The following is a 24,407-nucleotide window of genomic DNA, read 5'->3' as shown; positions in this document are numbered from 1 at the left end:
GGTCCGGACGGCTGATTTCCTGGGTTTCGCGGGGATTTGCTGGTACGAAACCTCGCGCATTACCGACATAGGAGACATCGGCCATCAGGCTGGACTTGGCGTAGCCGTTACACCGCGTAGACTCACCACCCGTGATTGCGCTCGAGCAAGTGACGAAGACGTACCCGAAGGCGTCCCGGCCCTCGCTGGACAACGTGTCGGTCGCGATCGAGAAGGGCGAGTTCGTCTTCTTCATCGGTCCGTCCGGCTCCGGCAAGTCCACGATCATCAAGCTGCTGCTGCACGAGGTGACCCCCAACCAGGGCAAGGTCATCGTCAACAGCAAGGACGTCACGACCATGCGCTCCTGGAAGATCCCCAACTTCCGGCGCTCGATCGGTTGCGTGTTCCAGGACTTCCGGCTGCTGCCCAACCGCACCGCGTACGAGAACGTCGCCTTCGCCCTCGAGGTGATCGGCAAGACCAAGGCGGTCGCCCGGCGGGTCGTCCCAGAGGTGCTGGAACTGGTCGGCCTGGGCGGCAAGGAGCACCGCTACCCGCACGAACTCTCCGGTGGCGAGCAGCAGCGCGTCGCGGTGGCCCGGGCGTTCGTCAACCGGCCGCTGGTGCTGCTCGCCGACGAGCCGACCGGAAACCTCGACCCGGACACCTCGATCGAGATCATGCGGCTGCTGGACCGGATCAACCGCACCGGCACCACGGTCGTGATGGTCACCCACGACTCGAACATCGTCAACCAGATGCGGCGGCGGGTCATCGAGATCGAGGCCGGCCGGATCGTTCGCGACCAGGCTCGCGGCGTCTACGGCTAACTAGCCACCACGGCTCCACCGGGGCCTGTGTCGGCCGGCACCGGCACGTGGCGGCCTGGTACCACCATCCAGCGGCAGATCCGGAAGAGGAACCCGATGCGCGCGAAATACGTCCTGTCCGAGGTGATGGTCGGGCTGTGGCGCAACGTGACGATGACCGTCGCCATGATCATCACCATGGCGGTGTCGCTCACCATGCTGGGCGCGAGTGGCCTGATGTACCTGCAGGTCAACTCGATGAAGGACTTCTACTACGACCAGATCGAGGTCTCGATCTTCCTGGTGTCCGACGTCTCCGACGAGCAGCGCGACAGCCTGCAGAGCTCGCTCGACGCCGACCCGTTGATCTCCACCGTGACGTACGAGTCCAAGGAGGAGGCGTACAACCGCTTCCAGACGCTCTACGCCGACGCTCCGGATCTGGTCAACGCGGTCGAGCCGGACCAGCTGCCCGAGTCGTTCCGGATCAAGCTGGTCGATCCGGAGGAGTACCAGGCGATCTTCGACAAGTACAACGGCACCGAGGGGATCGACGAGATCGTCGACCAACGCAGACTGCTCGACAAGATCTTCAACATCCTCGGCTCGGTGCAGAGCATGGCGCTGATCGCCGCGTCGATCATGGCGGTGGCGGCGTTGCTGCTGGTCGGCAACACGATCCAGGTCGCGGCGTACAGCAAGCGGCGCGAGGTCGCCGTGATGCGGCTGGTCGGCGCCTCCAACTGGTTCATCCAGGCCCCGTTCGTACTCGAAGCCGTCGTCGCCGGCCTGTTCGGCTCGCTGCTCGGCTTCGGTGCCCTGGTGCTGGGCAAGATGTTCCTGCTCGACGGCTCGCTGCGCGACCTCACCGAACTGCTGACCCCGATCGAGTGGAGCAGCGTACTGCTGATGTTCCCGGTGATGGCCGGCGTCGGTGGCCTGGTCAGCGCGATCACCGCCTGGGTGACGCTGCGCTTCTACCTGCGGGTCTGACGCTTAACCCGATCCGATTCCATCTGCCGCCGCGCGCCGGCCGGTACCGGGAAACCGGTACCGGCCGGCGCGTCGTCGCGCGATACCATGGCGCGGTTGTCCGTCGGCGCCGCGTCTGCGCAGCAGCGCCCGGGTCCGCAGAGGAGGCAGCCATGCCGCGGGAGAAAGGGCGCAAGGTCGTCGCCTCGAACCGTAAGGCCCGGCACGACTACGCCATCACCGACGTGTACGAGGCCGGTATGGCGCTGACCGGCACCGAGGTCAAGTCGCTGCGGTCCGGCCGGGCCTCGCTGGTGGACGCCTTCGCCCAGGAACGGCAGGGCGAGATCTTCCTGTACGGCATGCACATCCCGGAGTACGACCAGGGCACCTGGACCAACCACGAGCCCCGCCGGACCCGCAAGCTGCTGCTGCACCGCACCGAGATCGACCGGCTGCTCGGCAAGCTGCGGGAGGGCGGGTTGACCCTGGTCCCGCTCTCGGTGTACTTCTCCGACGGCTGGGCCAAGGTCGAGCTGGCACTCGCGCGCGGCAAGAAGTCCTACGACAAGCGACAGGATCTGGCCAAGCGGGACGCCGACCGGGAGATCCAGCGGGCAGTGGGTCGGCGCGGCAAGGGGATGGGCTGACCAGCCGTGGGTAGGCCGCAGCGGCGGGGCAGTCGTCGGAGCAGGCCCACCAGCGAGCGGGACCAGACATTTGCCGTATAAAGTCTTCTTCCTGACACTGTGTTGATCGCTGTCGTCGGCTCCTGACCGTAACCGGGATGAAGCCCGGGGCCGGAGGCGTTAGGATCGGTACGGACGCGGACCACCTCCGGGCCGCGCCGCCACACCAGGGGGTGACTGGTTTCGACTTCGTACGTTGCGGCAGGGGAAGCGAGCCGAGGAAGCCGACGTCGTCTCGTGAATCGGTCGTCGGAAACCAATAAGCGCCAACTCCAAGCGCGCTGACTTCGCTCTCGCCGCCTGAGGCGAGTAGCAAGTCTGTCGGTCTGGGACTGCCTTCGGCCCAGTAACCGGCATCAGTGAGAGGGCTGGCCTAGCGAACCCGGTCGCGGGGTTCGTGCGGCGAGATCAAACGCGGCTGGGCCCGTCACATCGACTCGCTCGCGTGATCGATGGGGCCGAGTAGAGGCACAGCGAGCTGCGCTCGGAGAAGCCCTGGCAAGACGCCGAAGGACCCGGGTTCGATTCCCGGCACCTCCACGGACGACAGCCGGCCCACCGCCACAGGCGGTGGGCCGGCTGCGTTGTACGGCCGGCTTCACTATATGTAGTCAATCGCCTAGTTGGTCCGGGAACCCGCTGCCAACCTGGTGCGTCTGACCCGACATGCGCCATTTCACCGCCCTGTTGGGCATACCACTGATCCTGATCGCAGGTTGCGCGCCGACCGACGGGACCGCACCCGGCGGTCCAGGAGGCTCCGCCGACGAACGCTGGGAGAGCTTCCAGCAGCGTGCCGACGAGGTCGCCGAGGCGTGGCGCACCGCCAGCGGACGGCAGGCGTGGCTGGCCGGCTACGCGCCACTGCAGAGCCCCACCGTGCTCCCCGTCGAGCCCGGATTCACCCCGGAGACCGAACAGGCGTTCCACGCCGGGTGGTACCGGGCCGAGTTGACCGTACCGACCGAGACGCCTGCCGACGGCACCGTCGACTTCCCCGACGGGACGCTGAGCGTACCGCTGGTCAGCGCCGCCGACGCGTACGCGGAGCTACGCCAGGGCGACCCGCCGCAGTGCGACGCGGCCCGGCCCGGCCCCGACCCGACCGGCAGCGCCACCGATCTGGGCGGCACACCCGGTCCGGACGACAGCGCCACCGACTCCGGTGAGCTCGGCTGCCAGGTGTTGACCGTCACGGCCGCCACCCTCGGCACCGTCGACCTGCTGACCAGCCGGGGCACGGCGCAGGTGCCCGCCTGGCTGTTCGACGTCGCCGAACTCGACGGGCCGGTCGCCCGGGTCGCCGTCGATGAATCGGTCGCCGTACCGGCCCCCGAACCGCAGGTGCCGGAGCCGGCCGGAATGACCACGTTCGTCACCGCGCAGAACCTCACCGGCGTCGACGGGACCGACCTGGTGTACCGGCTCGGCGTCGGCGCCTGCGACAGCGACATCACCCCGTTCGTGCAGGAGTACGCCGACTCGGTAGTGGTCGCCGGTGGCGTGACCCGCACCGGGCAGGAGTGCACCGACCAACTGCTGTTCCATCCGGTCACCGTGACCCTCGACGAGGCGCTCGGAGCCCGTACGGTGCTTGACGCGCTCACCGGTCGCCCGCTGCACGTCATCGCGGTCGGCTGAGCCATGCCGCAGCCGTACGGCCCGGGCCAGGAACCGGACGACACCGCCGCGACCATGTCCCAACTGCTCGACCCGGGTCTGCCCGGGCAACGCCCACCGGCCGGAGCCTGGAACCTTCCCGCCGGGGAGGCGGTGATCCTGGCTGGTGACGCGGCGACCGGCAACCGGATCCGGATGTGCCTCGACGTTGCCGGGATCAGCGCCGCCGTGGTGGTGCTGGCACCGTCAGGGCAGCTCGACGGGCAGGGTGATGCCGTCGAGTGACTGCGGGCACGGGCAGTCCCGCTCCATCGGCCAGGTCGCCAGCGCGGCCAGCAGCAGCCCGCGCAGCCGGGCGGTGTTCTCGCCGAACACCCGGAACACCTCTTCCTGGGTGACCGCATGCCCGCCCTCGACACCCGCGTCCAGATCGGTCACCAGGGCGATCGACGTGTAGCACAGCGCCAGCTCCCGGGCGAGGACCGCCTCCGGATGGCCGGTCATGTTGACCACCGCGCCGCCGATCGCGGTGAACCACCTGGACTCCGCCCGGGTGGAGAACCGTGGCCCCTCGACCACCACCACCGCGCCGCCGTCGCGTGGCTGCAGGCCCTGCTCGGTGCCGACCCGCAGTAGCACCGACCGCCCGGTCGGGCAGTACGGGTCGGCGAAGCTGACGTGCACCGCACCCTGGTCGTAGAAGGTCTGTACCCGTCCGTTGGTCCGGTCGATCAGCTGGTCGGGCACCACGAAGGTGCCCGGGCCGAGCTCTGGGCGCAGCCCGCCGACCGCGCACGGCGCCAGCACCTGGCGTACCCCGAGCGAGCGCAACGCCCACAGGTTGGCCCGGTACGGGATCCGGTGCGGGGGATGCCGGTGGTCACGGCCGTGTCGGGGCAGGAACGCGACCCGACGTCCGCCGACGTCGGCGACGGTGATCGGATCGGACGGTTCACCGTACGGCGTCGGCACCCGGTGCTCCGTCGCGTTGTCCAGCAACGCGTACAGCCCGGATCCGCCGATCACCGCCAGCTCTGCCTGCGCCTGCATCAGGTCCCTCCCGGTTTCGGGCAGGGTGGCCGGAAACGCCCGTGCCACGCCCGCGCGGTTAGACCTTAACCGGGCGCTGTCGAGCAAGCTATGGTGCCAGGCATGGCTTTCACAGCACCCGTGGCGGATCGTCGCCGCGCCGTCCGCGCGGACCGTGCGGGTCGTGACTGCGCCACGCGGGCAGGTACGGGAGGTCGAGGTGCACGGTGAGGGTCAGCGGATCGGGGGACGGTCGATGGCGTCGATGACCGGCCAACTGCTGGTCGCGACGCCCACGCTCAAGGATCCCAACTTCGACCGTACGGTCGTGCTGCTGGTCGCGCACGAGGCCGGGGGAGCGCTCGGGGTGGTGCTGAACCGGGCCACCGAGGTGCCGGTCGCCGAGGTGCTGGGCGGCTGGAGCAGTCTCGCCCGGGAGCCGTCTGTGCTGTTCGAAGGCGGCCCGGTGCAGCCCGAGTCGGCGATCTGTCTGGCCCGTACCCGGACCCAGACCGGACGGGTGAAGGGCTTCCACCGCATCGCCGGCCCGCTCGGCACGGTCGACCTGTCGACCGATCCGGGGCCGCTCGCCGAGTCGATCTCCGGGATCCGGGTCTTCGCCGGCTACTCGGGCTGGTCGGCCGGGCAGCTGGAGGAGGAGATCAACGCCGGCTCCTGGTTCGTGCTGGAGGGCCTGCCGGACGATCCGTTCATGGCCCGCCCGGACGATCTGTGGCCGATGGTGCTGCGCCGCCAGCGCGGCATGATGGCCGCGGTGGCCCACTTCCCGGCCGACGTCTCGATGAACTGACCCCGCGCGTCGCTGAGCCGACCCGTACGTCGGTGACCCGTACGTCGTGAACCGACCCCGCGAGATGACCGCGCGGGGCGGCGTGTGTAGTATTGCCGGGTGCCCGGGAGATCCGGGCCGACCGGGGGCCGTGGCGCAGCTGGTAGCGCACCACACTGGCAGTGTGGGGGTCAGGGGTTCGAGTCCCCTCGGCTCCACTCGAAACCGCAGGTCAGCGGCATTTTCAAGCGATGCTTGTGAATGTCGCTGGCTTCGCATATCACATCGTCTCACGACGTGGAGGCTGTTGGGCCTCTTGGAGTGGTCTGCTCCAGCGGTCGGAGCATGGTCGGGGCAGCCGTAAACCGGCCTTCTTCCCGGAGCGATGTGCCTGGTGGTAGTGGCTACGTCAGCCCGTTGACCCGCCCGGCTCGTCGAAGTTTTGCCGGGTCCGAGACCGTCAGCGAGGCACCGCACCACATCGAATCTGTGCTGGTGTGGCAACGGGCCTGGGTAGCCGTGGAGTACCTGTTCGATGCCGTCCTGTCGGGCTGCGGGCCGTGATCACTGCCGTTCGGTGTCGCGGTCTGACGGTGGGGTCGGAGGTGTCGGCGAGTGGCAGCTACCAGATCCGATGGATCGCCGAGGTCCGGAGTTGCGACGACCTCGTCGGGCCGTCCGGCTTGGACCGCTTTACGATGTAGCACGAGGATCTGGTCGCCGCTCTGCACGGCTTCGCCGAGGTCATGGGTGATGAACAGAACAGCCAGGCCGACGCCCTGTCGGCGAGGGGCGCAGGGTGATGGCGACGCCGGCCCGGGTGGAGACGTCCAGTATGGATGTCGCCTCGTCGGCGATCAGCAGCCCGGCTCACGACGAGAGTGTCGGCGATCGCGGCCTGTTGCCATTGCCCGCCAGATAGTTGGTCGGGGCGGATGCGGGCCAGGCCGGTGGGGAACCCGGCCAGGTCGAGGGACCGGCTGACCTGGGCCGGGTGGTGTCGGCGTACAGGTCCGAGCGCAGAGGTAGGTACGGCTGCGAGTGCACACCGGCGCTGAGTTTCGGTCTACGTCCGGCGACACGCCGCCTGGTCTGGTGGCGATCCGAGTCGGTGACGTTGCGTGATGCTGTTGCTAAGCCAAGCCGTTTCCTCAGCGTGCGGATCTGCCGAGAGGCTTATTCACAGGCGATCCTGTAGAACTGCAGACCGATGACACAGGAGATAGTTTCTCTGAAGGTTCCGAGGGGTCTGCGGTAGTCGGTGTGCAGGATCCGCCAGGTCTTCAGATTCGCGATGACCTGCTCGACGACCCAGCGGATCTTGTTGACCTGCCGGTTGTATTCCTTCTGCCACTCCGTGAGTTCGCCGCCCTTGGGCTTTTTGTACGGGGTGATCATGCCGTTTCCGACGTAACCCTTGTCACCGATCCAGTCTCCAGGGTTGAGGGTGACGAGGACCTCGGCGTCGTTGATCGCGTACGAGTCGTGGCGGTTGCCGGCGACTGGGTCGGAGATCCAGGCGAGTGCACCGTCGAGAGTGCATGCGACCTGAACGCTCATGCCCGTGGTCTTGTGTTTGCCGGAGAACAGACAGCGGTCCGTGCGCCATGACCAGCAAGGGAGCAGCGTGCCGTCGACGAGGTACTGGACGCTGGGGCTGAGCTCGTCGGCGGTCGGCACGAATCCTGTGAGCACGCGCTTAAGTACGGGAGTGACGCCGGTGATCGCTCGGGAGATTGTCGCCTGCGAGACGCTGTGCGCCTCGGCGATTTCCGCTTGGACGCGGTTTCGGCGCAGGTACGTCAACGCGACGACGACCGCGCGGTAGAGACCGAGGATCGGCGGCCAGGGTTCCACTTCCAGGTCCTGGCATTCGGTGCGGATGAGCGCGCAGAGGTCGCGGATCTGGTCGGTAGTAAAGCCGGTGGTATGATACATGTTCGGCGGTCCGTTTTTCTACTTGGGTGTTGTGTGGTAACTCCATCCTATAGAGAGGCGGACCGTCACTTTCCGTTGGGGTCCACTGTGGCTTACTGAAGCTTTGCTGAATAAGCCTCCGAGATGAGGGAGGCGTTCGTATGGTGAGTCACCGCAGTGCCGCTGCGAGTTCGGCGGCGTTGTCGAAGGCGGGTGCCGTCCTTTCGGATTCGTCTTCCGTGAGCGTGACGGACTGGACACGGGCCAGCATCTCGGCCGCAGTTCTTAAATCGTGCAGCACCATCGCCAGTTCGGCGCGGTAGACCAGGACCTCTACCTGCTCGACCGGATCGTCGTCAGCTTGTGGGCGGGCCAACGCGCTGTCGAGAATCCGAACGGCCTGTCCGACGCTTCCCCTGGAATCGGCCTGCACGACAGCATTCGCCAGGGCCTTGGCCAGCCGCCCGGCAGGCGTGGCGGCCAGAATGGGCGCGGTGGCGACGTCCCGAAAGACGCGGATCCAGTTGCCGCCCGGGTCGATGACGCTGAACCCGCCCAACCCGTCGGCGTTCTTCCGCGCCCTGGGCCGGGTCATCCGCGGCGTTCCGGACACCAGCACCTTGCCGTATGCGATGCGCATGCCTGCTGCGAATGCTCGGTGTAGTCCCTCGATGTCCGCCGTGATGACGAGACAGGAGCCATAGGACTGCTCCGGGTCAAATCCGGCGATCTCGAAGAACTGTAGATGCAGGTCTTCCCGCTGCACCGACACACACGGGTTGGGCTTGCGTTGCTTGTACGTCGTGTGGAAACCGAGAACTTCGTAGAAGGTTTCGATGTCGTCGATGGATGCGCACGGCAGCAGGGGAACGGTCCGCTCGTTGGTCATGCCTCCTTCCTAGACGTCGTAGGGTGTCTGCCGCCCATGGAAATAGCCGATCACCGCCTTCGGTCGTCCGATCGGCTGATGACCCAGAACGCAGCCGCCCAGCCGAGCCATCGGCGGTGCCTTACTGCCTGCCAGACGGCTCGCCAAGATCAGGCACCCGGATCTGCCGCGATCCGAGCGTCACGGTGCGTAACAGACGCGCTGCAACGAAGCGCCCGTATCGATGTTCCTCGACAAGAGGGTGGTGGCGGCGAAGAGTCTCGGTTCCAGGCTTCCGGCAGGGGGCGCCGGTCGTGATAACGCCTGGTAACTCCTCGCTCGCACAGTCGGTCTGGAATGGGGGTGTCAAGTTGGCCCTGGCTTGCATCCCCACCGGAATCGTCGTCGCCCTTTACCGCCGGCTGCACGACCTCGCGACGGCGCTACCTGGGAACTGCAATTGATCGTTGCCGACAACGAGCTGCCCGACGCTGTCGAGCGGGACTTCGTTGAGTTGGACTTCGACTACGAACACCCGACCGTAGCCACCGTCAGCCACCCGGGGCCCAACGCTGTGCAGACCCTCGGGCAGAACACCGACCAGTAGGTTGACGCTGAGTTGTTCGTGCCGCTCGACGGATGCGGTATGCCGCTGATGCCCGTGTTGATCCAGTCGGGCATCCTACTGGTGTGTTTCCTCGTCGCGGCCGGCGGGCACCGTCGTGGTGACGAGGCAGCCGGTCGGTGGGGTTGGGGAACACCATCGGTGCGACGGACGCGACGTTTGTCCGTGGCGCGGCGGCCGGCTCTGGCAGCACCAGCTCTGGCTCATCGGACGGTCTCTGCCGGCCGGCAGTTGGTCGACCCGTACCGGCCGCCCGTCACGTCCCGCCTCGGCGGCTGGGACCGGCTGAGGTATTCCGGCCGGTCGGCGGGGACAGGTCACCCCGCAGCCCCGCAGGGGACCAGACCATTGGCTGCCCTCTTGCCGGCCGAGGTCAACCAGGCGCGGCCGTGCTCGGTGCCGACGGCGCGTCCTCGGCCGGGCGCAAGGCGTACCGGATCTACGCCGACCGGCTGGACGCCACAGGCATCCCCCGGCCGATGTAGGATGCTGGTCACGGACGCGGGTGCTGACCGATCGCCTGCAGCCGTGCGACGGAGGCCGGCGGTTCCGCCAATTCGGGCAACTGGTCGACGCCGTCCAACAGCCGCCCCAGATGCGGGTACAGGTGCGCCAGCTGCCGGACGTTGCGCATCTTCCCGGTGGCCTGCAGCGCGTACAGACCGCGGTGCGCCATGCTCAACGCCCCGTAGTCCAAGGGCTCGCGGTACTGCGCGATCCAGCCGTCGAAGACACTGGTGTAGTGGGGAAGTGCTAGGTAAGCCAGCTGGTACGGGGCGCGGATCGCGCCGATTGCGCCCTGCATCAGCACGTCGCGTTCGCCGACCGGGAGTACGAGCGGAGCGCTCTGGTTCAGGCTGCCCTGATGGACGGCCCGGTTGAGCTCGGGGTGCTGGGCAACGGTCGCGTCGACGAGCCGGTTGAAGCTGTCGGCCCACACAACCATGTGCCCGTTGGTGGTCCCGTCCGGGTAGACGGTGGCCTTGCCGTTCACGCCGATGCCGCCGTAGGGCTGGCCGGCGCTGGCGACTTCTACGTACGCGGCCATCATCTCGGCGGCGAAGCCGAGGTGCCGCAGCGCTCCGACGATCTGGTAGCAGACGGGCAGGCAGGCGTTGACGGCTTTGCCGCTGAGTTCGAGGTGGACGGCCGTCAGGACGGCGTACAGCGGCAACGCCTCGATCGGGCCGTTCACCAGCGAGCCGAGCATAGGGCTGCCCGCGTCCAAGGGCAGCACAGGCGAGTCAGGATCGAACGGGGGCCGTGGTGGTGGCGCGGTCAGCCTGGCCTAAGGGATGGGCCGGCGGACAGGCTCACGCCGCTGCCGTTTTGTGTTCCGCTTTCTCACCGCACTACTCCGATCAGGACGCACGATCCCGGCGGCAGGCCGGAAGGCCAACCTGTCGCACGCTACGTCATCGGCGCAACACTCTTCGATGTCATTGCTGGCTGATCTTTGTCGCCGGTCATAAGTTCACGGGAGCCGCAAGCCGGGTTGGCGCTCCACCTCAGCTCATAGCAAGTTGTTGAGGCGGTTAGTGGTCTATTTCTTGCGTTAAGATTTTAATCTGCTACTCTAGAAGCAGACGAGCTAGTTAAACCGCTAAGGAGCCCCAGGTGTCCGTGCCCACCGGCTACGACCCGAACATCCGCTTCTACGCCACCCGCTACCAGCAGGGTGGGCGCACCGTCTTTTCCCTCGATCTGTCCCTGACCCAGATCGCCGACCTGCTGCCGGCGCCGGACCCAAACAACCCGACCGAGGGCAACCGCAAGGTGAAGGAAACCCACGCTCGCGACTTCGGCGACTACATCCGGGCGACCCCCGACTGGGTGGCGCCGGCGCTCGTACTGCGGGCGCCCGACATCTTTGAGTTCGAGGTGAAGGAGGAGGTCGCCGGCACCCAGTTCGGGATCATCTCCTTCCCGACCGACGCCCGAACCGACCTGCGGATTCTCGACGGGCAGCACCGCACCCTCGGCATCCACCTTGCGATCCGCGGCATCGCCGCCGACCTGGAGAAGTCCCGCAGCATGCTCGCCACAGCCAAGAAGAACGGCGAGGTCCAGGCCGTCCTCGACAACTTCCAGACCAAGATCGACAAGCTCACCGACCAGCGCGCCCGGCTGTCTCGAGACCGCACCTCGCTGCAAATCTTCATCGAGGATGACCAGACCGCCTACAAGCAGATGTTCTTCGACATCGCAGAGAACGCCCTGGGCATCACCTCCTCGGTCAAGGCCCGCTTCGACAGCCGCAAGGTCGTCAACCGCGCCTTGGACGGGGTCATGAAGCACGCGCTGTTCAAGGACCGCGTCGACCTCGAACAGGACCGCATGGGCGGCGGCAACCCCAACATCGTCGGCGCCAAGCAGGTCGCCGAGATCATCCGCACCATCGCCGTCGGCATCGACGGCCGCGTCGGCCGCCGCCTTGAGGATGAACTCGACGAGGGCGAACTGGTGGAGAAGACCAACAACTTCCTCGACGTATTGCTCGGCGCCTTTCCCGTGCTGGAGGCCGTCGCCGACGGCACTGTTCTCCCGCAGGATCTGCGCACGAGCAACCTGCTCGGCTCTACCGTCATGCTGCGGATGCTCGCTGGGGTCTACGCCGAACTCACCGACCGCCAGGCATTCGAGGACGAGGATGTCACCGAGTTCTTCGCGCAGCTCGCCCCGTCGATGGCTGGCCCGCTCACAGCCGCCAGCATCTGGGTCGAGCACGTCCCCGACAACGTCTTCACCGTTGGGTCCCTCTCGCCCCGCAGCCGCCGCCAGGACCTCAAGACCCTCCGCGACACTATGGTCAAGTGGGCCCTCGACAAGCCCGTCTGGCTAACCAGCTGACACCCGTACGGATCATCCAGAAAGAGCCCTCGCCGCGTGCACCGGCGAGGGCTCTCGACGTGCGTGAAGGCCGAACCGTGGGCCTCCGCCCACACCCGAGAAGGAGTACAGGCCCAGCACTGGCTACCGGAATGCGGGCCAGTGCTCCGGCCTTCAGGCCGGGGGTGAAGGCCCGCGCTGGGAGGGCCGCCAGGCCCGAGCAGTGCCTTGACCGGGACGGTTCTGCTGCTCGATGTACTGCTTGATGACGCTCAAGGGTGCGCCGCCGACAGACCCGGCGAAGTACGAGCCGGACCAGAGTTTGTTGGCCCGGTAGTAGTGGCGCACCAGGTCGGGGAACTCCTGCCGGAGGCGGCGCGAGGAGACCCCTTTGAGGCTGTTGACCAGCCTGGCCACGGCGACCTTGGGCGGGAAGTTGACCAGCAGGTGGACGTGGTTGTTCTCGCCGTTGAACTCGACCAGTTCGGCCTCGAAGTCGGCGCACACGTCTCGCATGATCGCCTCCATCCGGGTCAGGTGCCGGTCGGCGAACACGTTGTGTCGGAACTTCGTCACGAAAACCAAGTGGACATGCATCGCGAAGGTGCAGTGCCTGCCGGTGCGGACGCCTTGAAGTTCGACCATAAACCAACATGATACAGTGATGGCCGTGCAGCTCCGTTACAACTACCGGATCACCCCGGACGCCGCCCAGCGCACCGCGCTGGCGCAGGCGTTCGGGTGTGCCCGGGTGGTTTTCAACGACGGACTCAGGCTGCGTCAGCAGGCCCGCGAGGCGGGCGAGAAGTACATCTCCGACGGCGACCTGTCGAAGTTGGTCATCACAGCGGCCAAGGCCAGCGAGGACCGGGCCTGGCTGGGTGAGGTGTCGGCCGTGGTGTTGCAGCAGGCCCTCGCCGATCTGAACACCGCGTACCGCAACTTGTTCAACTCGCTGTCCGGCAAACGCCGGGGCCGCAAGGTGGCCCCGCCCCGGTACCGGTCCCGTAAGGACAACCGGCAGGCGATCCGGTTCACGGAGAACTCCCGGTTCAAGGTCTGTGACAACGGCCGCCTGCGGCTGCCGAGGATCGGCGACGTTCCGGTGCGCTGGTCGCGCGGCCTGCCGTCGGATCCCACCTCGGTCACCGTGATCAAGGACACAGCGGGCCGGTACTTCGCCTCGTTCGTCGTGCGGATCGGCGAGGACGAGACGCTGCCGCCGGTCGACTCCGAGATCGGCATCGATCTGGGCCTGACCCACTTCGCGGTCATGTCCGACGGCACGAAGGTGACCGCACCGAAGTTCCTGCGCCGCGCGGCCCGCAAGCTCAAGCGGTTGCAGCAGGCACTCTCACGCAAGCAGAGGGGCAGCAACCGCCGCAAGAAGGCCGTGATCGAGGTGGCCCGCGCTCACGCGCGGGTAGCCGACACCCGGCGGGACTGGCAGCACAAGCTGTCCACGGCGATCATCCGCGAGAACCAAGCGGTGTACGTCGAGGACCTGTGCGTTGTTGGTCTCGGCCGGACTCGGCTGGCGAAGTCCGTGCACGATGCGGGCTGGGCCGCCTTCACCGGCATGCTGGAGTACAAGGGGAAGCGGTACGGGCGCGCGTTCGCCCGGGTGGACCGGTGGCTCCCGTCCACCCGGATGTGCTGCGACTGCGGCCGGATCAACGAGAAGATCGCGTTGAACGTCCGGGAGTGGGACTGCCCGTGCGGCAGTCACCACGACCGGGACATCAACGCCGCCATCAACATCAAGGCCGCCGGACAGGCGGACTTCAACGACCGTCGAGCGCACGTAAGACCGGGACTTGTCCCGGCGGCGCGCAGTGAAGCGGTAACCCACCCGGACGCTGCGTGTTCCACGCGCAGCGTGGAGGGAATCTCCGTCCTTCAGCTTCAGGGCGGAGAGGATGTCAAAGCGGTTCCAGTTCGTCGTCAGGGCCCTCGGTCTCCGCGCGGTGGTGCAGGGCCTCGCACAGCCAGCCCAGCTCGTCCGGGTGAGTGACCACGGTGCTCCGCTGTTCTCTCCGACTGTGGGTTGGGCGCCGCAGAGCTGTTCCGCGTTCCGTTCACATCGATGTTCCTCGACGGGGGTGGTGCAGGCGAGAGGCGCTTTGGTCCAGCTTCAGCCAGGGAACGTCGGTCACGGTAACGGCCGGTAACGCCCTGGAAACCCCTGCCCGTACAGCGTGATGGAACGGTGCGACCAGCTGGTACGGCAGGGCGGTGGGTGTTTAGCTTCCTTGAGGAGGCGCTGCGACCGTGCGTACAGCTCGTCCCGGCGGTGTGCCGGCGGGCTGAACCCGTTCGCCTGCGACCATTGATACGCGCGGGAGTGGTCAGCAGTTCGATGGTGATCGATAACCTGGGCGCGCTGCGCCTGAGTCAGGACCTCAGCCCGGTCGCAAGCTCGCGAATTGCGTCCAAGCGGACCCAGTCGTGGGTATCGGGCGGCACCGAGACCCCGGCTACCCGCTGCCGGGCACTCATCTTGGCGGCCGGGTGGCGGCCCGGAGCTCCGGCATGGCCAGCAGCCTGTTCGCCAACTCGTCGGCAACCCGTGCCCGTTCCACATCGCTGAGTCGCTCCGGGCCGTCGTCGAGGTTGCCGCGTGGGGCCCCGGGAACCGCGAGCATGCGCTGTTCTCTCCGTCCCGCCCCTCGCGGTACCAGGGCGCTTCCTGTTCCCGGAGGTGAACAATGCCGTTCGCGGTGAACGCGACGGAGACACGAGCGACGGTGCTGCGGTGCTGCGGTGCTGCGGTGCCTGAGTGGATGCTCCGGCGGGTTCGCGGTGCGTTGTCGTGTTCCGGCTCGAAGAGCTTGAGGTACAGCACGAGACTGCCGAGCTTCTCTGCGAGCGAGAGGAAGTCGGGGTAGATCCAAGGTCTCTGGCTGGATGGAGGGGTGCTGGTTGTTGATCTCCAGCGCCCCTCCCGGTTCGGATGGCCGTGATATCTCACGACCGTCTCACGGACGGTCTGGCAAGCCCCAGTGCAGGCCGGCGCGATGCGGACTCTGACCTTGCCGCTGACCTGCACGCCCGGCACAATTCGGCACCGCTAGACAGACCTCAACAGGCCGTCTAGTTCACTGGCAGTGTGGGGGTCAGGGGTTCGAGTCCCCTCGGCTCCACCCGAAACCGCAGGTCAGCGGCATTTTCAAGTAGTCTTGACTATGTCGTGAGCCTTGTGTCTGACGTCGTCTGGCTACATGGGAATTCTCTGGTGGGTGCGGCTGCAAGCCCGTCCACGCGGTCTGACGGCGTCCGCTGCAGGCCTGCCCGTAGGCGGGTCGGAACCTGACTCTGTTCGCTCCTGACTGGCACAGGGCTTGCGTCGTCACGCGGCGGAAGGGTAGAGTTCGGATACTCATTCCCGTAGATGCAACGGGTGCCTGCCTTGGCCGCCACAAGCGGACTCACTCTGCTTTGACGAGAAGTCAGAGTTCCCTCGGAGCTGTCGGACGCGCTGTCGCCACCCGACGCTGCAGGGAAGTGCGGATAATCTGTAGCGCTTTCTAGGCACACAGCCTGGACAAAGCCCTACATCCCGCACGCCGGCCCGGATTCGGCGAGTGGGCGGGGCCGCCTGCCGCGCTGGATCACGGCGGCAGACAAACCCAGCCACCGAACCCAGTCAACGGGAACGAGTAATGACCGAGCAGATGACAGGTGCTCAAGCCCTCGTCAGGGCGTTGGAGCAGGTCGGCGTCGACACAGTTTTCGGAATTCCGGGTGGTCAGATCCTCCCTGCCTACGATCCACTTTTCGACTCGGCCAAGGTCCGGCACGTCCTGGTACGGCACGAGCAGGGTGCCGGCCACGCCGCTGAAGGGTACGCCCAGGCCACCGGCAAGGTCGGTGTCTGCATGGCGACCAGTGGACCCGGCGCCACCAACCTGGTCACCCCGATCGCCGACGCGTACATGGACTCGGTCCCGATGGTGGCAATCACCGGTCAGGTGTCAAGCGGCGTGATCGGGACGGACGCCTTCCAGGAAGCCGACATTTGCGGCATCACCCTGCCGATCACCAAGCACAGTTTTCTGGTTACCGACTCGGACGACATCCCGCGCACGATCGCGGAAGCCTTCTACATCGCAGCCAGCGGCCGCCCCGGTCCGGTGCTGGTCGACATCTCGAAGGACGCGCTGCAGGCCGAGACCGGGTTCCACTGGCCGCCGACAATGCGCCTGCCGGGCTACCGGCCGGCCCTGCACTCGCACGGCAAGCAGATCCGGGAGGCAGCCCGGCTGATGGCAGAGGCGAAGCGTCCGGTGCTCTATGTCGGTGGCGGTGTACACCGGGCCGGTGCCTCGGCAGAACTGCTCCAACTGGCGGAGCTGACCGGTATTCCGGTGGTCACCACACTGATGGCCAGGGGTACCTTTCCCGACAGTCATCGGTTGCACGTGGGGATGCCGGGCATGCATGGCAGCGTCTCGGCGGTAGGCGCAATGCAGAAGTCCGACCTGCTCATCGGCTTGGGTGTGCGGTTCGACGACCGGGTCACCGGGCAACTGTCGTCGTTCGCGCCGTATGCCAAGGTCATCCATGTGGACATCGACCCGGCGGAGATCTCGAAGAACCGGCGGGCGGATGTGCCCATCGTGGGCGACTGCAAGAAGATCATCGAAGACTTGATCCACACGATCGACCGCAAGGGCGACTACGCGGAGTGGCGGGAGCTACTGAACGGGCTCAAGAAGACCTACCCGTTGGGCTACGAGGAGTTCTCGGACGACTCGCTAGCTCCGCAGTACGTCCTGGAGAGGCTGAGTTCCCTTGTGGGGCCGGACGCCCTCTATGTGGCCGGCGTCGGCCAGCACCAGATGTGGGCGTCGCAGTTCATCGGCTACGAGAACCCCGGCACTTTCATCAACTCCGGTGGCCTGGGCACGATGGGTTTCGCCGTGCCCGCCGCGATGGGTGCCAAGATGGGCCGACCGGACGCCACGGTCTGGGCTATCGACGGCGACGGATGCTTCCAGATGACCAACCAGGAGCTCGCCACCTGCACGCTCGAGGGCGTGCCGATCAAGGTCGCGGTCATCAACAACGGCAACCTCGGCATGGTTCGTCAGTGGCAGAAGCTCTTCTACGACCAGCGGTACTCCAACACAGACCTGAAGACGGCCCAGCGCATCCCCGACTTCGTGAAGCTGGCCGAGGCGTACGGATGTGTAGGCCTGCGGTGCGACCTGCGTGAGGACGTGGACGCCACGATCACCAAGGCGATGGAGATCAACGACCTGCCGGTGGTGGTCGACTTCGTCGTCCACCAGGACGCCATGGTCTGGCCGATGGTAGCCGCTGGGACCAGTAACGACGACATCAAGATCGCCCGGGACATGGCCCCGAGGTGGGATGGCGACGGCCACGACTGAGCAGATCGAATGCTCCTCGTCCCAGCCGGCAGAGCCACCGACCCGCGGTGGACCGGTGAGGTCCATCGCGGACCGACCACCGGTGGATCAACTGGCCGGCCTATCGGCGGGTAGGACACAGTGGTCTGATGGAGCGAGATCCCAGGACCAACGACACCGGGCAGACGGGAGGCGATCCTCTGGCGAGCCGTTGCGTTTCCGAGCCGAGCACGCGTCATGGCAGTAGCCTCTGGCGGCACCGAGACTTCATGCTGCTCTGGGCCGGGCAGTCTGTCGGTGAGATTGGGTCGGCCGTCGCGCAACTGGCGCTACCGCTCATCGCCGTCGTCGTGCTCGACGCAAGCGCCTTCGAGGTCGGACTGCTGACCGCAGCGACTTCGCTCGCGTTCGCGGTGATTGCTCTGCCTGCGGGTGCGCTGGCGGACCGGCACCCTAAACGTAGGATCATGATCGTCTGCGGCATCGCGCGGCTCGTGATCATTGCTTCGGTCCCCGCCGCCTGGTACGTCGGAAGCTTGACGATGGGTCAGCTCTACCTCGTGGCGATCATGGCTGGCGTCTGCACCGTGTTCTTCGATGTGGCCTACCAGAGCTATCTACCGGTCCTCCTCGAGCCGAAGCACCTGATCGACGGCAACGGGAAGATCGCGGCGACCCAGAGTCTCGCCCGGCTCGCGGGACCCAGCCTGGGTGGCGCCCTGGTGGGCTTCTTCGGTGCGGTGTGGACGATGACCGCTGATGCTCTGTCCTACGCGGTCTCCGCCGCGTTGCTGCTCGGCATCCGCCACCGGGAGAAGCACGACCGGTCACCGGTTGAGGCGACCATGCGGCCGAGCCTGTGGGCTGAGACCGCCGCAGGGATCAGGTTCGTGCTGGGGCACAAGATCATCCGCAAGACGGTCGCCTGCAGCGGGACGGTGAATCTGTTCGGCTCTGTGGCCGGTGCGGTGCAGGTCATCTTCCTCGTGCGGGTGCTGAACGTCGAGCCCGCCTACACCGGGTTGATCTTTGCACTGGCAGCACTCGGCGGCATCTCCGGGGCTGTGCTGTCGGGCCGGACGACCCGATGGATCGGCTCAGCGCGTGTGATGTGGTTCTCGTTGCTCGTATTCGGCCTGCCGCAGATCCTGGCCGCGCTGGCACAGCCGGGCTGGTGGGTGGCGCTGTTCCCGATCGGCTTCGGGATCTCGTACTTTGCCATCGTGACGTACAACATCGCGGTGGTCACCTACCGACAGGTGATCTGCCCGCCCCGGCTGCTGGGCCGGATGACCGCAGCCGTTCGATGGATAACGTGGGGCACGATTCCGATCGGCGGCGTGATCGGCGGCGCGCTCGGTACCGTGATAGGCATCCGTCCGACGCTATGGATCGCATGCGTCGGTACCTGGGCCGCAGGCTTCTGGATGTACTTCTCTCCACTGCGCCGCAGCCGGGACATACCGTCCGGCCCGAAAGCCGACTGAGTCGACGGCGCCGAATGATCCGGCGGGACCCGACTTCCTCACCCGGTGTGGACCATGGCCGTAGCGGATGCTCGCCGACGATCCCTCCAGAGTAGGGTTCGTATCTCCGCCGTGAGGGTTCCGTCCTTGGTTCGCAGCCACAGATGCTCCGGGTCAGGCTGCGCTTCGGTCAGCACCACACTCTGTGCCGGCCGTAGACAGCGCTGGAAGTTGCTGACCGACAGGACCGATGAAAAGTCGATGAACATGGGCTTGCGTTCGGTATCGAGCCAGAAGTATGCCCGCCTGGGTAGACCGTGCTCATGACGCCAGACTTGGAGGGCGAGCCACTCGCGGTCGGTGGGCACTCGGCTGCTGCCGCTGGGGATCTCCGCCGTACTGACCTCCCACCGCCGACGCTGAACGATGACCCCGTCGATCACTATTCGGGGGGTATGGGGGCCAAGTGTGAAGGCCGACAGTGATAGCGCGGGAGTGGCACAGTTGATCAACCCGCCGGCGTCGACTCCGTTGTCGTCGTAGTCCGGCAGCAGCCACAGATCACGCTGGCTGGCCGGGTCATGCAGGCCGATGAAGCCGTTCTGCCAGCGCCGGACAACTATACGGTCGGCCGGTACCGTCACCGCGTCGGGTAGAGGGAGCCCGGTGTCGAGGCAGAGAACGGTGTGCCCGTATGGCGAGGAGTCGGTCGCCTTCCCCTTTCGGACGATCTCCTGCATGGTGGGGACCGCAGGTGCCAGCTCGGCGGCTACCGTCTGCCAGAGCTCCTGGTTCCCGAGTTCGCGATCATCGTAGAGGGCACGCACCCATGAGGCGAGTGGCGGCCAGATATGGTGTAGTTCACTCAAAATCATGGATGCTCCCCCCGCTGATTCGCCGCCACCCGGGCCGGTCAGCATCAGATCCGCCGCTCCGAAGATCGGCCAATCGTCGAGGTCTTCCCGTATCAGCCCGGCATCGGCGAGGTCCGCCCGGCTGAGGTCGACACATGAGGCGGACGGATCGACCAGGCCCAGGAAGCGCTGCCTCATCGTCGTATGTTCGGGTACCAGGGGGGCTTTGGCCGCCATGTCTCGGACTTCGGCGGCGGTCAGCTCAGACACGTTCCGGCTGGCCAGCTCTCTCGCCAGAAGCAACTGCCCTGCGGCCCGCTCCTCGACCGCCAGTGACGCGAGGAAGTCCAATGCGGTGGAGAGACGCTCACTCAGTTGGCGAGCACCGGCGGAGCCGATCCGAGCATCCCGGATGTTGCCCCTCGCCTCCTCATAGAACACGGCACGATCCCCCTTGAGCCGGCCTGGCCCGCGCCAAGCTGGCTTGCCGGTCAAGCGAGAGAAGTCATGGGTGATCGCTGACATCAGCGCGGGCCGGTCCTCCAACTTCGCCTGCGCAAAACTCCTCACGTCAGCAATGAACTGGCAAACGTCTCGAGCCTCGGGCGTGTCGATCCCTGCGGCGTATATTCGCAGATCTTCGCCGGCATCCCTGGTGAAGTAGGGTGCCCGCCAGTTGTCCTCTACCAGCGCAAGATCTGTCAGCCGGGAGACCGAGGTGGTCACCGTCTCGACCGGTAGGTCCAGCTCTGCCGCCAGTGTCCTGATGCTCCTTCGACCGTCAATCCGGTCCAGGACGCGCGCGTCCACGGCTGCCAGTTCAGGCGTCGGTGCACCGAAGAGCCGGAACGGCCGGCGGTGCTCGGGTGCACCAACAGCGCTCGACCCGAGTAGCCGTCCGAGCTCGCGAGCTGCCCAGTAGCTGATGAAGGTTCGCCGTTCGGCGGACCTGCCGTCTCCTGCCGCCGCATACTCGATCCGCCCGAGCACCGGGTCGTCTACCCGCAGGTACTCGTCGGAACTTGTGACGATGTCAGCCCGCGCGACCCCAACACTGATCAGGTTGAGCGGGCCGGCCGCGCCGCCGGTCTCGTTCTTGGCACAGAAGCGCTGCAGGAACCGGTACGCGGCCAGCTCGCGCTGGCTGCCCCGGAAGCCCCGCCCGTCGGAGGCCCGGCAGCATGCTTCATACATCGACGGACTACTCAGCAGGACGGCGTCCTTGAAGTAGTTGGAGGTGAAGTGCTTCAACAGCAGTCCTGCTGCGCGCTCGTATTCCGCCACCAGGATCATGCTCAGCTCAGTCGAGTGGGACAGGGAGTCAAAGTGGGTGACGGCATCGTTCCACCGAAGGGTCGCCTCGATGATTGCTGTATGGGACTCCGCGACGACCTGTCCCTTGCCAACTCTCCTGACTGCTCTGTTGAGCGCGGTCAGATCTGTGGGATGTGGGTCCCCGCGCATCGCCCACAGGGCGTCCAGTGCCTCGTCGCGCGCACGCTCGCGCTGTGCGTGTGCGGCCACTAGTCGCGTGCTGCGATCCTCCAGCTCGCTACTCGACAGATCCTTGAGCCAATCGAACGGAAAGCCCGCTGAACGAAGAAGCGCTGTACGGAATGCGCTCCAGGAAACACCTAGGTCAGTCATGCAAGTCTCCTGCCACCTGTACTGCGCTCGTGTGCGGACCAACCTCGACCGCGCCCCCTGAGGTCGAGTGAAAACAACACCCGACGAACGCCCCTTGAGCGATGTTCACCACGGCGTCCCCAGCTTGCGCCGGGACGGCGCGGACGAGCGTTCCCGCGTAACCCCGTCGCATCGTGAACACCCCCCATGCGACTCTCCAGGCGACCGGCCCGCCCGCAGATGTGGAAGGGAACATCTCGGGTGCGGGACGGACCAGTCGCTGAACCACGTAGGAGCCGTTTATCGCCTGGGCCAGCGCCTCTCGCCACATCGCGGGTGTGATGCTCGGGTCGGCGCCGACCATCACACCGCTTCCGCCGTACGAGGAACTCGGCTTCAGAACAAGATCATTCTGATGCTGCAGCGTGTAGGCGATCAGATCCACGGTGGCGCCGTCTTCCAGCGTGACCTCGCCGGCAGCAACTCGTCTGGTCCACGGAAGCAGCCGGGCACAAGCGTCCCGTTCCTCGTCCGACAGACCGATCTGGCCGGTTGGATCGGACAGCAGAGCGAGAGCCCCCTTGCTCCCGTACAGCTCCGCTTCCAGCGGCGTGAACATCGCCACCTCACCGCACTCGGCAGCGGCCAGCAAGGGCTCGAGCACACCATCAGTGAGGTGGATCAGCACGTCCTCGAACGTGAATACACGAAACACCACGTCAATCGGCTCGCCTCGTAGTCGCAGCCGCCCACCCGAACGTGTCAGCTCGCCCAGATGGCCAATCCTAACTGACAGCCCGTGGTCCAGCCATCGTGCGGCGATGGTACGCAGCAACGCCTCGACCTTGGGAAAGATGCCGGGTGTATCCACCATGGCCACGACCGGATCCGTTCCTACCGGGTAACCCGTCTCAGACCGCAACGTGGCCAGCATCGCTTCGTCCGTCTTCGCATAGGCCAGCCGTTCCTTCGCGAGGAACTGTGCCACCTCAGGGACGCTGATCAGGGCCCGGCACATGTCCGCACACTCGGCTCCACCTGCCGTGCTGCCAAGGTTCCACTCCAGGAGCCGGAATCCGGTAGCATCCCGGTAGAGATCCGCCCGCGCCATGTCCGTGACGGCGTCGGATGACGGGTAGGCGCTCCGCACTATGCACTCTGCCTGAATTGCCGTCATGCCAACGGCCCGAGCAAAAAGCTCGAGGCTTCCCCCGAACAGCCGTCGAGGCAAGGAGCAAAGAGCCGCACGCGTCAGGGTGAGATCCTGCTCCAGGTTGCAAAGCTCCTCGGCTTCCAGGAACACCGGCCGTGACAGGTACCGCCCTTCGTACTTGATCTTCGCATAAGGGGTCTCCGGCAGCGGCAACATTGGGCGGTCAAACTCCTCGAGGTACCTTGCGGCGATCGAATCAGCGGACAATGTGACCTTCCTCGTAGACTTTGCTGCAAACCTACCTCGAGAGTCCTGATACCGGCGTTGACCCGACCCCACTGCTGACGGCGGTCGAAGCCCGCCGGGGATCCATCGGGATTCGTCCGTAACCGGGATAGCACCTACCTGCAGTGCGATCGGCCCCGGGCCGGTGTCAGCGGTGCGCGTCGAGTCGGCGGCCACACAGACCGTGCCGTGTTACTCGAGCGCCACCAGGTCGCCGATGTCCCGTCGGGTGTGAAGTCCTCGGAACCGCATCCGATCGACATTGCGGTAAACACGTTCTCTGGCCTCCTGGAAGGATGCTCCACGTGCGACGAGAGTCAGGACCCGGCCGTTAGAAACGGTCGGCTCGGGGTCGGCAAACATGTGCTCGACGAGGGGCCAAACGTCGTCGTCTAAGTCATCTAGGCCGGATATCGATTCGCCGAATCCGAGAGATGAAAACGGATATCCGGGCGCAGTCAACGTGACAGCTACGGAGTAGGGCTCATCGTTCTCCCACTCGATGTCCAGCGACCCGAACTTGCCGTCCTGTGCAGCGGTGAACATCTCCAGCCCGCTTGTCTTCGCCACCGCTAACAGCGCCGGGAACTCGGGCGTCCCCGGACGAACGTTGTACTCCAGCGCGATTGGACCATCCCGGGTCACCATGGCGCCTATGTAAAGGATGAAGTGGTAGTCGATGTCCTCTTTCAGTAGCCCGTCGATCGTCGGTTCTATGATCCGTGACCGTAGCCCGGAGATCAAGTCCCGATCCCAGTCGATCGCCGCCGCGACGGCGCCGATTCCGGCCGTGTTGGGTCCCTTGTCGCCCTCTAGGAGCCGCTTGTAGTCTCGCACCATGGGAAGGATCTTGTAGTTGGCCCCGTCGATCAAAACGTGAACTGAAAATTCGCGACCTTCTGCCCTCTCCTCGAGAACCATGGCCCGGGGAGCGTCGATCGACCCGAGGTGGTCGGCGAGGCCGCGGACGTCGTCGATCGCCTCCTCCAGGGTGTCTGGAACGCTGCAGCTGAATCTTACGTCAGACAAATAGCAGCTTGCCTTTACGACGAATCTCCTGGTCGCCCAGTTCTCTATCAGGAACTTCTCTGCCGTGCCGGCATCGCAAAATGAGGTGCTGTACGCGGATGCCACTGCGTGTCGTCGCATAAATGATTTTGCCCGTGCTTTGTTGTTCTCCAGAAATGCGGCTGATGTAGGTACGCCCACTACTCGGAACCCAGCGCTCCGAAAGGCCTCAACACGTCCGGCCTCGAACTGTTCGAGCGCCAGCATGAGGACCGTCTCCACGCCCGTCGCTCGGCCCAGCGAGATCGCTTCGTCGAGGCCTTCCACACGCACCGTTCGTGAACTGCGTTCGAGGTAGTAGTTCCTTCCATACATGCAGCACAACAGATCGTCGGCGCGAGGGCCGGTGCGCCAGCTCTGTTCGCAGAACGCCTGTTCCTTCGCGTTGCCCTCACCGAACAGCATGAATTTCGGCATCCTGGTCTGAATCCTCCTTGGCCAGCTGCCGTC

The 24,407-nt window shown here is 66.0% G+C and carries 20 protein-coding genes, 1 tRNA gene and 1 other RNA gene; 13 read left to right on the top strand and 9 right to left on the bottom strand.

Translation table 11 applies throughout. The features are described 5' to 3' along the window. The first annotated feature begins 131 nt into the window (after positions 1 to 131). From ftsE to EDC02_RS22700, 6 genes are all read left to right on the top strand, one after another. Complete coding sequence (gene ftsE / locus EDC02_RS22725; RefSeq protein ID WP_123603706.1) at positions 132 to 812, top strand: cell division ATP-binding protein FtsE; 681 nt, start codon at positions 132 to 134, stop codon at positions 810 to 812. A 96-nt stretch (positions 813 to 908) separates the two neighbouring features. Beyond that, positions 909 to 1,784: a permease-like cell division protein FtsX gene (gene ftsX, locus EDC02_RS22720; RefSeq protein ID WP_123605055.1), complete on the top strand. Its 876-nt coding sequence runs from the start codon at positions 909 to 911 to the stop codon at positions 1,782 to 1,784. 152 nt (positions 1,785 to 1,936) lie between these two features. After that, positions 1,937 to 2,413: an SsrA-binding protein SmpB gene (gene smpB, locus EDC02_RS22715; protein WP_123603705.1), complete on the top strand. Its 477-nt coding sequence runs from the start codon at positions 1,937 to 1,939 to the stop codon at positions 2,411 to 2,413. A gap of 208 nt (positions 2,414 to 2,621) precedes the next feature. Beyond that, positions 2,622 to 2,995, top strand: a transfer-messenger RNA (tmRNA) gene (gene ssrA, locus EDC02_RS22710). Positions 2,996 to 3,118: 123 nt separating this feature from the next. Next, positions 3,119 to 4,093: a hypothetical protein gene (locus EDC02_RS22705; protein WP_123603704.1), complete on the top strand. Its 975-nt coding sequence runs from the start codon at positions 3,119 to 3,121 to the stop codon at positions 4,091 to 4,093. A 3-nt stretch (positions 4,094 to 4,096) separates the two neighbouring features. Further along, complete coding sequence (locus EDC02_RS22700) at positions 4,097 to 4,357, top strand: hypothetical protein (RefSeq protein ID WP_123603703.1); 261 nt, start codon at positions 4,097 to 4,099, stop codon at positions 4,355 to 4,357. Here EDC02_RS22700 and EDC02_RS22695 read toward each other — a convergent pair. Beyond that, positions 4,319 to 5,122, bottom strand: a complete 804-nt coding sequence (locus EDC02_RS22695) for an S-methyl-5'-thioadenosine phosphorylase (protein ID WP_123605054.1) — start codon at positions 5,120 to 5,122, stop codon at positions 4,319 to 4,321. The genes EDC02_RS22700 and EDC02_RS22695 overlap by 39 nt on opposite strands. Before the next feature lie 235 nt (positions 5,123 to 5,357). Here EDC02_RS22695 and EDC02_RS22690 point away from each other — a divergent pair, with 235 nt between their 5' ends. Together EDC02_RS22690 and EDC02_RS22685 are read left to right on the top strand one after the other, a co-directional pair. Next, the gene (locus EDC02_RS22690) at positions 5,358 to 5,912 is read left to right on the top strand and encodes a YqgE/AlgH family protein (RefSeq protein ID WP_123605053.1); all 555 of its coding nucleotides are present in this window, start codon (positions 5,358 to 5,360) and stop codon (positions 5,910 to 5,912) included. A gap of 124 nt (positions 5,913 to 6,036) precedes the next feature. Further along, positions 6,037 to 6,109: transfer RNA gene (locus EDC02_RS22685), tRNA-Ala, on the top strand. Between the two features lie 958 nt (positions 6,110 to 7,067). On the opposite strand, the gene EDC02_RS22680 is transcribed toward EDC02_RS22685, so the two are convergent. Next, positions 7,068 to 7,829 (bottom strand): transposase family protein, encoded by a 762-nt coding sequence (locus tag EDC02_RS22680; RefSeq protein ID WP_199757588.1) that lies wholly within the window; start codon positions 7,827 to 7,829, stop codon positions 7,068 to 7,070. Positions 7,830 to 7,977: 148 nt separating this feature from the next. Continuing rightward, positions 7,978 to 8,697 (bottom strand): VOC family protein, encoded by a 720-nt coding sequence (locus EDC02_RS22675; protein WP_123603702.1) that lies wholly within the window; start codon positions 8,695 to 8,697, stop codon positions 7,978 to 7,980. A 439-nt stretch (positions 8,698 to 9,136) separates the two neighbouring features. Between EDC02_RS22675 and EDC02_RS40355 the strand changes: the two genes are divergently transcribed. Further along, the gene (locus EDC02_RS40355) at positions 9,137 to 9,283 is read left to right on the top strand and encodes a hypothetical protein (protein ID WP_158632273.1); all 147 of its coding nucleotides are present in this window, start codon (positions 9,137 to 9,139) and stop codon (positions 9,281 to 9,283) included. A 511-nt stretch (positions 9,284 to 9,794) separates the two neighbouring features. Here EDC02_RS40355 and EDC02_RS22670 read toward each other — a convergent pair. Beyond that, a complete protein-coding gene (locus EDC02_RS22670; protein WP_148083565.1) occupies positions 9,795 to 10,496 on the bottom strand; it encodes a hypothetical protein in 702 nt (233 codons plus the stop codon). A 422-nt stretch (positions 10,497 to 10,918) separates the two neighbouring features. Here EDC02_RS22670 and EDC02_RS22665 point away from each other — a divergent pair, with 422 nt between their 5' ends. Next, positions 10,919 to 12,151 (top strand): DNA sulfur modification protein DndB, encoded by a 1,233-nt coding sequence (locus EDC02_RS22665; RefSeq protein WP_123603700.1) that lies wholly within the window; start codon positions 10,919 to 10,921, stop codon positions 12,149 to 12,151. Positions 12,152 to 12,304: 153 nt separating this feature from the next. Here the strand turns inward: EDC02_RS22665 and tnpA are convergent, their stop codons facing one another. Further along, positions 12,305 to 12,775 carry an IS200/IS605 family transposase gene (tnpA, locus tag EDC02_RS22660; protein ID WP_123600934.1) on the bottom strand — a complete coding sequence of 157 codons (471 nt, stop codon included), beginning with the start codon at positions 12,773 to 12,775 and terminating at the stop codon, positions 12,305 to 12,307. 19 nt (positions 12,776 to 12,794) lie between these two features. On the opposite strand from tnpA, the gene EDC02_RS22655 reads away from it, so the two are divergent. Beyond that, a complete protein-coding gene (locus EDC02_RS22655; protein WP_199757734.1) occupies positions 12,795 to 14,144 on the top strand; it encodes an RNA-guided endonuclease TnpB family protein in 1,350 nt (449 codons plus the stop codon). 481 nt (positions 14,145 to 14,625) lie between these two features. Here the strand turns inward: EDC02_RS22655 and EDC02_RS40350 are convergent, their stop codons facing one another. Next, positions 14,626 to 14,775: a hypothetical protein gene (locus EDC02_RS40350; protein ID WP_158632272.1), complete on the bottom strand. Its 150-nt coding sequence runs from the start codon at positions 14,773 to 14,775 to the stop codon at positions 14,626 to 14,628. A gap of 1,017 nt (positions 14,776 to 15,792) precedes the next feature. Here EDC02_RS40350 and EDC02_RS22650 point away from each other — a divergent pair. Continuing rightward, on the top strand, positions 15,793 to 17,526 hold the full coding sequence (locus tag EDC02_RS22650) for an acetolactate synthase large subunit (RefSeq protein ID WP_233606231.1): 1,734 nt from the start codon (positions 15,793 to 15,795) through the stop codon (positions 17,524 to 17,526). A gap of 179 nt (positions 17,527 to 17,705) precedes the next feature. Beyond that, positions 17,706 to 18,992 (top strand): MFS transporter, encoded by a 1,287-nt coding sequence (locus tag EDC02_RS22645; RefSeq protein ID WP_255500590.1) that lies wholly within the window; start codon positions 17,706 to 17,708, stop codon positions 18,990 to 18,992. Between the two features lie 38 nt (positions 18,993 to 19,030). Here the strand turns inward: EDC02_RS22645 and EDC02_RS22640 are convergent, their stop codons facing one another. The 3 genes from EDC02_RS22640 to EDC02_RS22630 form a co-directional block, all read right to left on the bottom strand. After that, a complete protein-coding gene (locus EDC02_RS22640) occupies positions 19,031 to 21,472 on the bottom strand; it encodes a lantibiotic dehydratase (protein WP_123603697.1) in 2,442 nt (813 codons plus the stop codon). Beyond that, complete coding sequence (locus EDC02_RS22635; protein WP_148083564.1) at positions 21,465 to 22,871, bottom strand: circularly permuted type 2 ATP-grasp protein; 1,407 nt, start codon at positions 22,869 to 22,871, stop codon at positions 21,465 to 21,467. The genes EDC02_RS22640 and EDC02_RS22635 overlap by 8 nt, the downstream gene beginning before the upstream one ends. A gap of 210 nt (positions 22,872 to 23,081) precedes the next feature. Then, entirely contained in the window at positions 23,082 to 24,374 is a 1,293-nt protein-coding gene (locus tag EDC02_RS22630; protein ID WP_123603695.1) for a phosphoribosylamine--glycine ligase, read from the bottom strand. Positions 24,375 to 24,407 lie beyond the last annotated feature (33 nt).

Origin of the sequence: Micromonospora sp. Llam0, assembly GCF_003751085.1 — a bacterium.
Classification (GTDB): Bacteria; Actinomycetota; Actinomycetes; order Mycobacteriales; family Micromonosporaceae; genus Micromonospora_E.
This window is presented reverse-complemented; position numbering and strand designations above follow the sequence as displayed.

What these genes read in the sequence shown, in the direction of transcription:
- ftsX (WP_123605055.1), top strand. Translation starts at nt 909, where the DNA reads ATGCGCGCGAAATACGTCCTGTCCGAGGTGATGGTCGGGCTGTGGCGC.
- smpB (WP_123603705.1), top strand. Translation starts at nt 1,937, where the DNA reads ATGCCGCGGGAGAAAGGGCGCAAGGTCGTCGCCTCGAACCGTAAGGCC.
- EDC02_RS22705 (WP_123603704.1), top strand. Translation starts at nt 3,119, where the DNA reads ATGCGCCATTTCACCGCCCTGTTGGGCATACCACTGATCCTGATCGCA.
- EDC02_RS22700 (WP_123603703.1), top strand. Translation starts at nt 4,097, where the DNA reads ATGCCGCAGCCGTACGGCCCGGGCCAGGAACCGGACGACACCGCCGCG.
- EDC02_RS22695 (WP_123605054.1), bottom strand. Translation starts at nt 5,122, where the DNA reads ATGCAGGCGCAGGCAGAGCTGGCGGTGATCGGCGGATCCGGGCTGTAC.
- EDC02_RS22690 (WP_123605053.1), top strand. Translation starts at nt 5,358, where the DNA reads ATGGCGTCGATGACCGGCCAACTGCTGGTCGCGACGCCCACGCTCAAG.
- EDC02_RS22680 (WP_199757588.1), bottom strand. Translation starts at nt 7,829, where the DNA reads ATGTATCATACCACCGGCTTTACTACCGACCAGATCCGCGACCTCTGC.
- EDC02_RS22675 (WP_123603702.1), bottom strand. Translation starts at nt 8,697, where the DNA reads ATGACCAACGAGCGGACCGTTCCCCTGCTGCCGTGCGCATCCATCGAC.
- tnpA (WP_123600934.1), bottom strand. Translation starts at nt 12,775, where the DNA reads ATGGTCGAACTTCAAGGCGTCCGCACCGGCAGGCACTGCACCTTCGCG.
- EDC02_RS22655 (WP_199757734.1), top strand. Translation starts at nt 12,795, where the DNA reads ATGGCCGTGCAGCTCCGTTACAACTACCGGATCACCCCGGACGCCGCC.
- EDC02_RS40350 (WP_158632272.1), bottom strand. Translation starts at nt 14,775, where the DNA reads ATGCTCGCGGTTCCCGGGGCCCCACGCGGCAACCTCGACGACGGCCCG.
- EDC02_RS22650 (WP_233606231.1), top strand. Translation starts at nt 15,793, where the DNA reads ATGACCGAGCAGATGACAGGTGCTCAAGCCCTCGTCAGGGCGTTGGAG.
- EDC02_RS22640 (WP_123603697.1), bottom strand. Translation starts at nt 21,472, where the DNA reads ATGACTGACCTAGGTGTTTCCTGGAGCGCATTCCGTACAGCGCTTCTT.
- EDC02_RS22630 (WP_123603695.1), bottom strand. Translation starts at nt 24,374, where the DNA reads ATGCCGAAATTCATGCTGTTCGGTGAGGGCAACGCGAAGGAACAGGCG.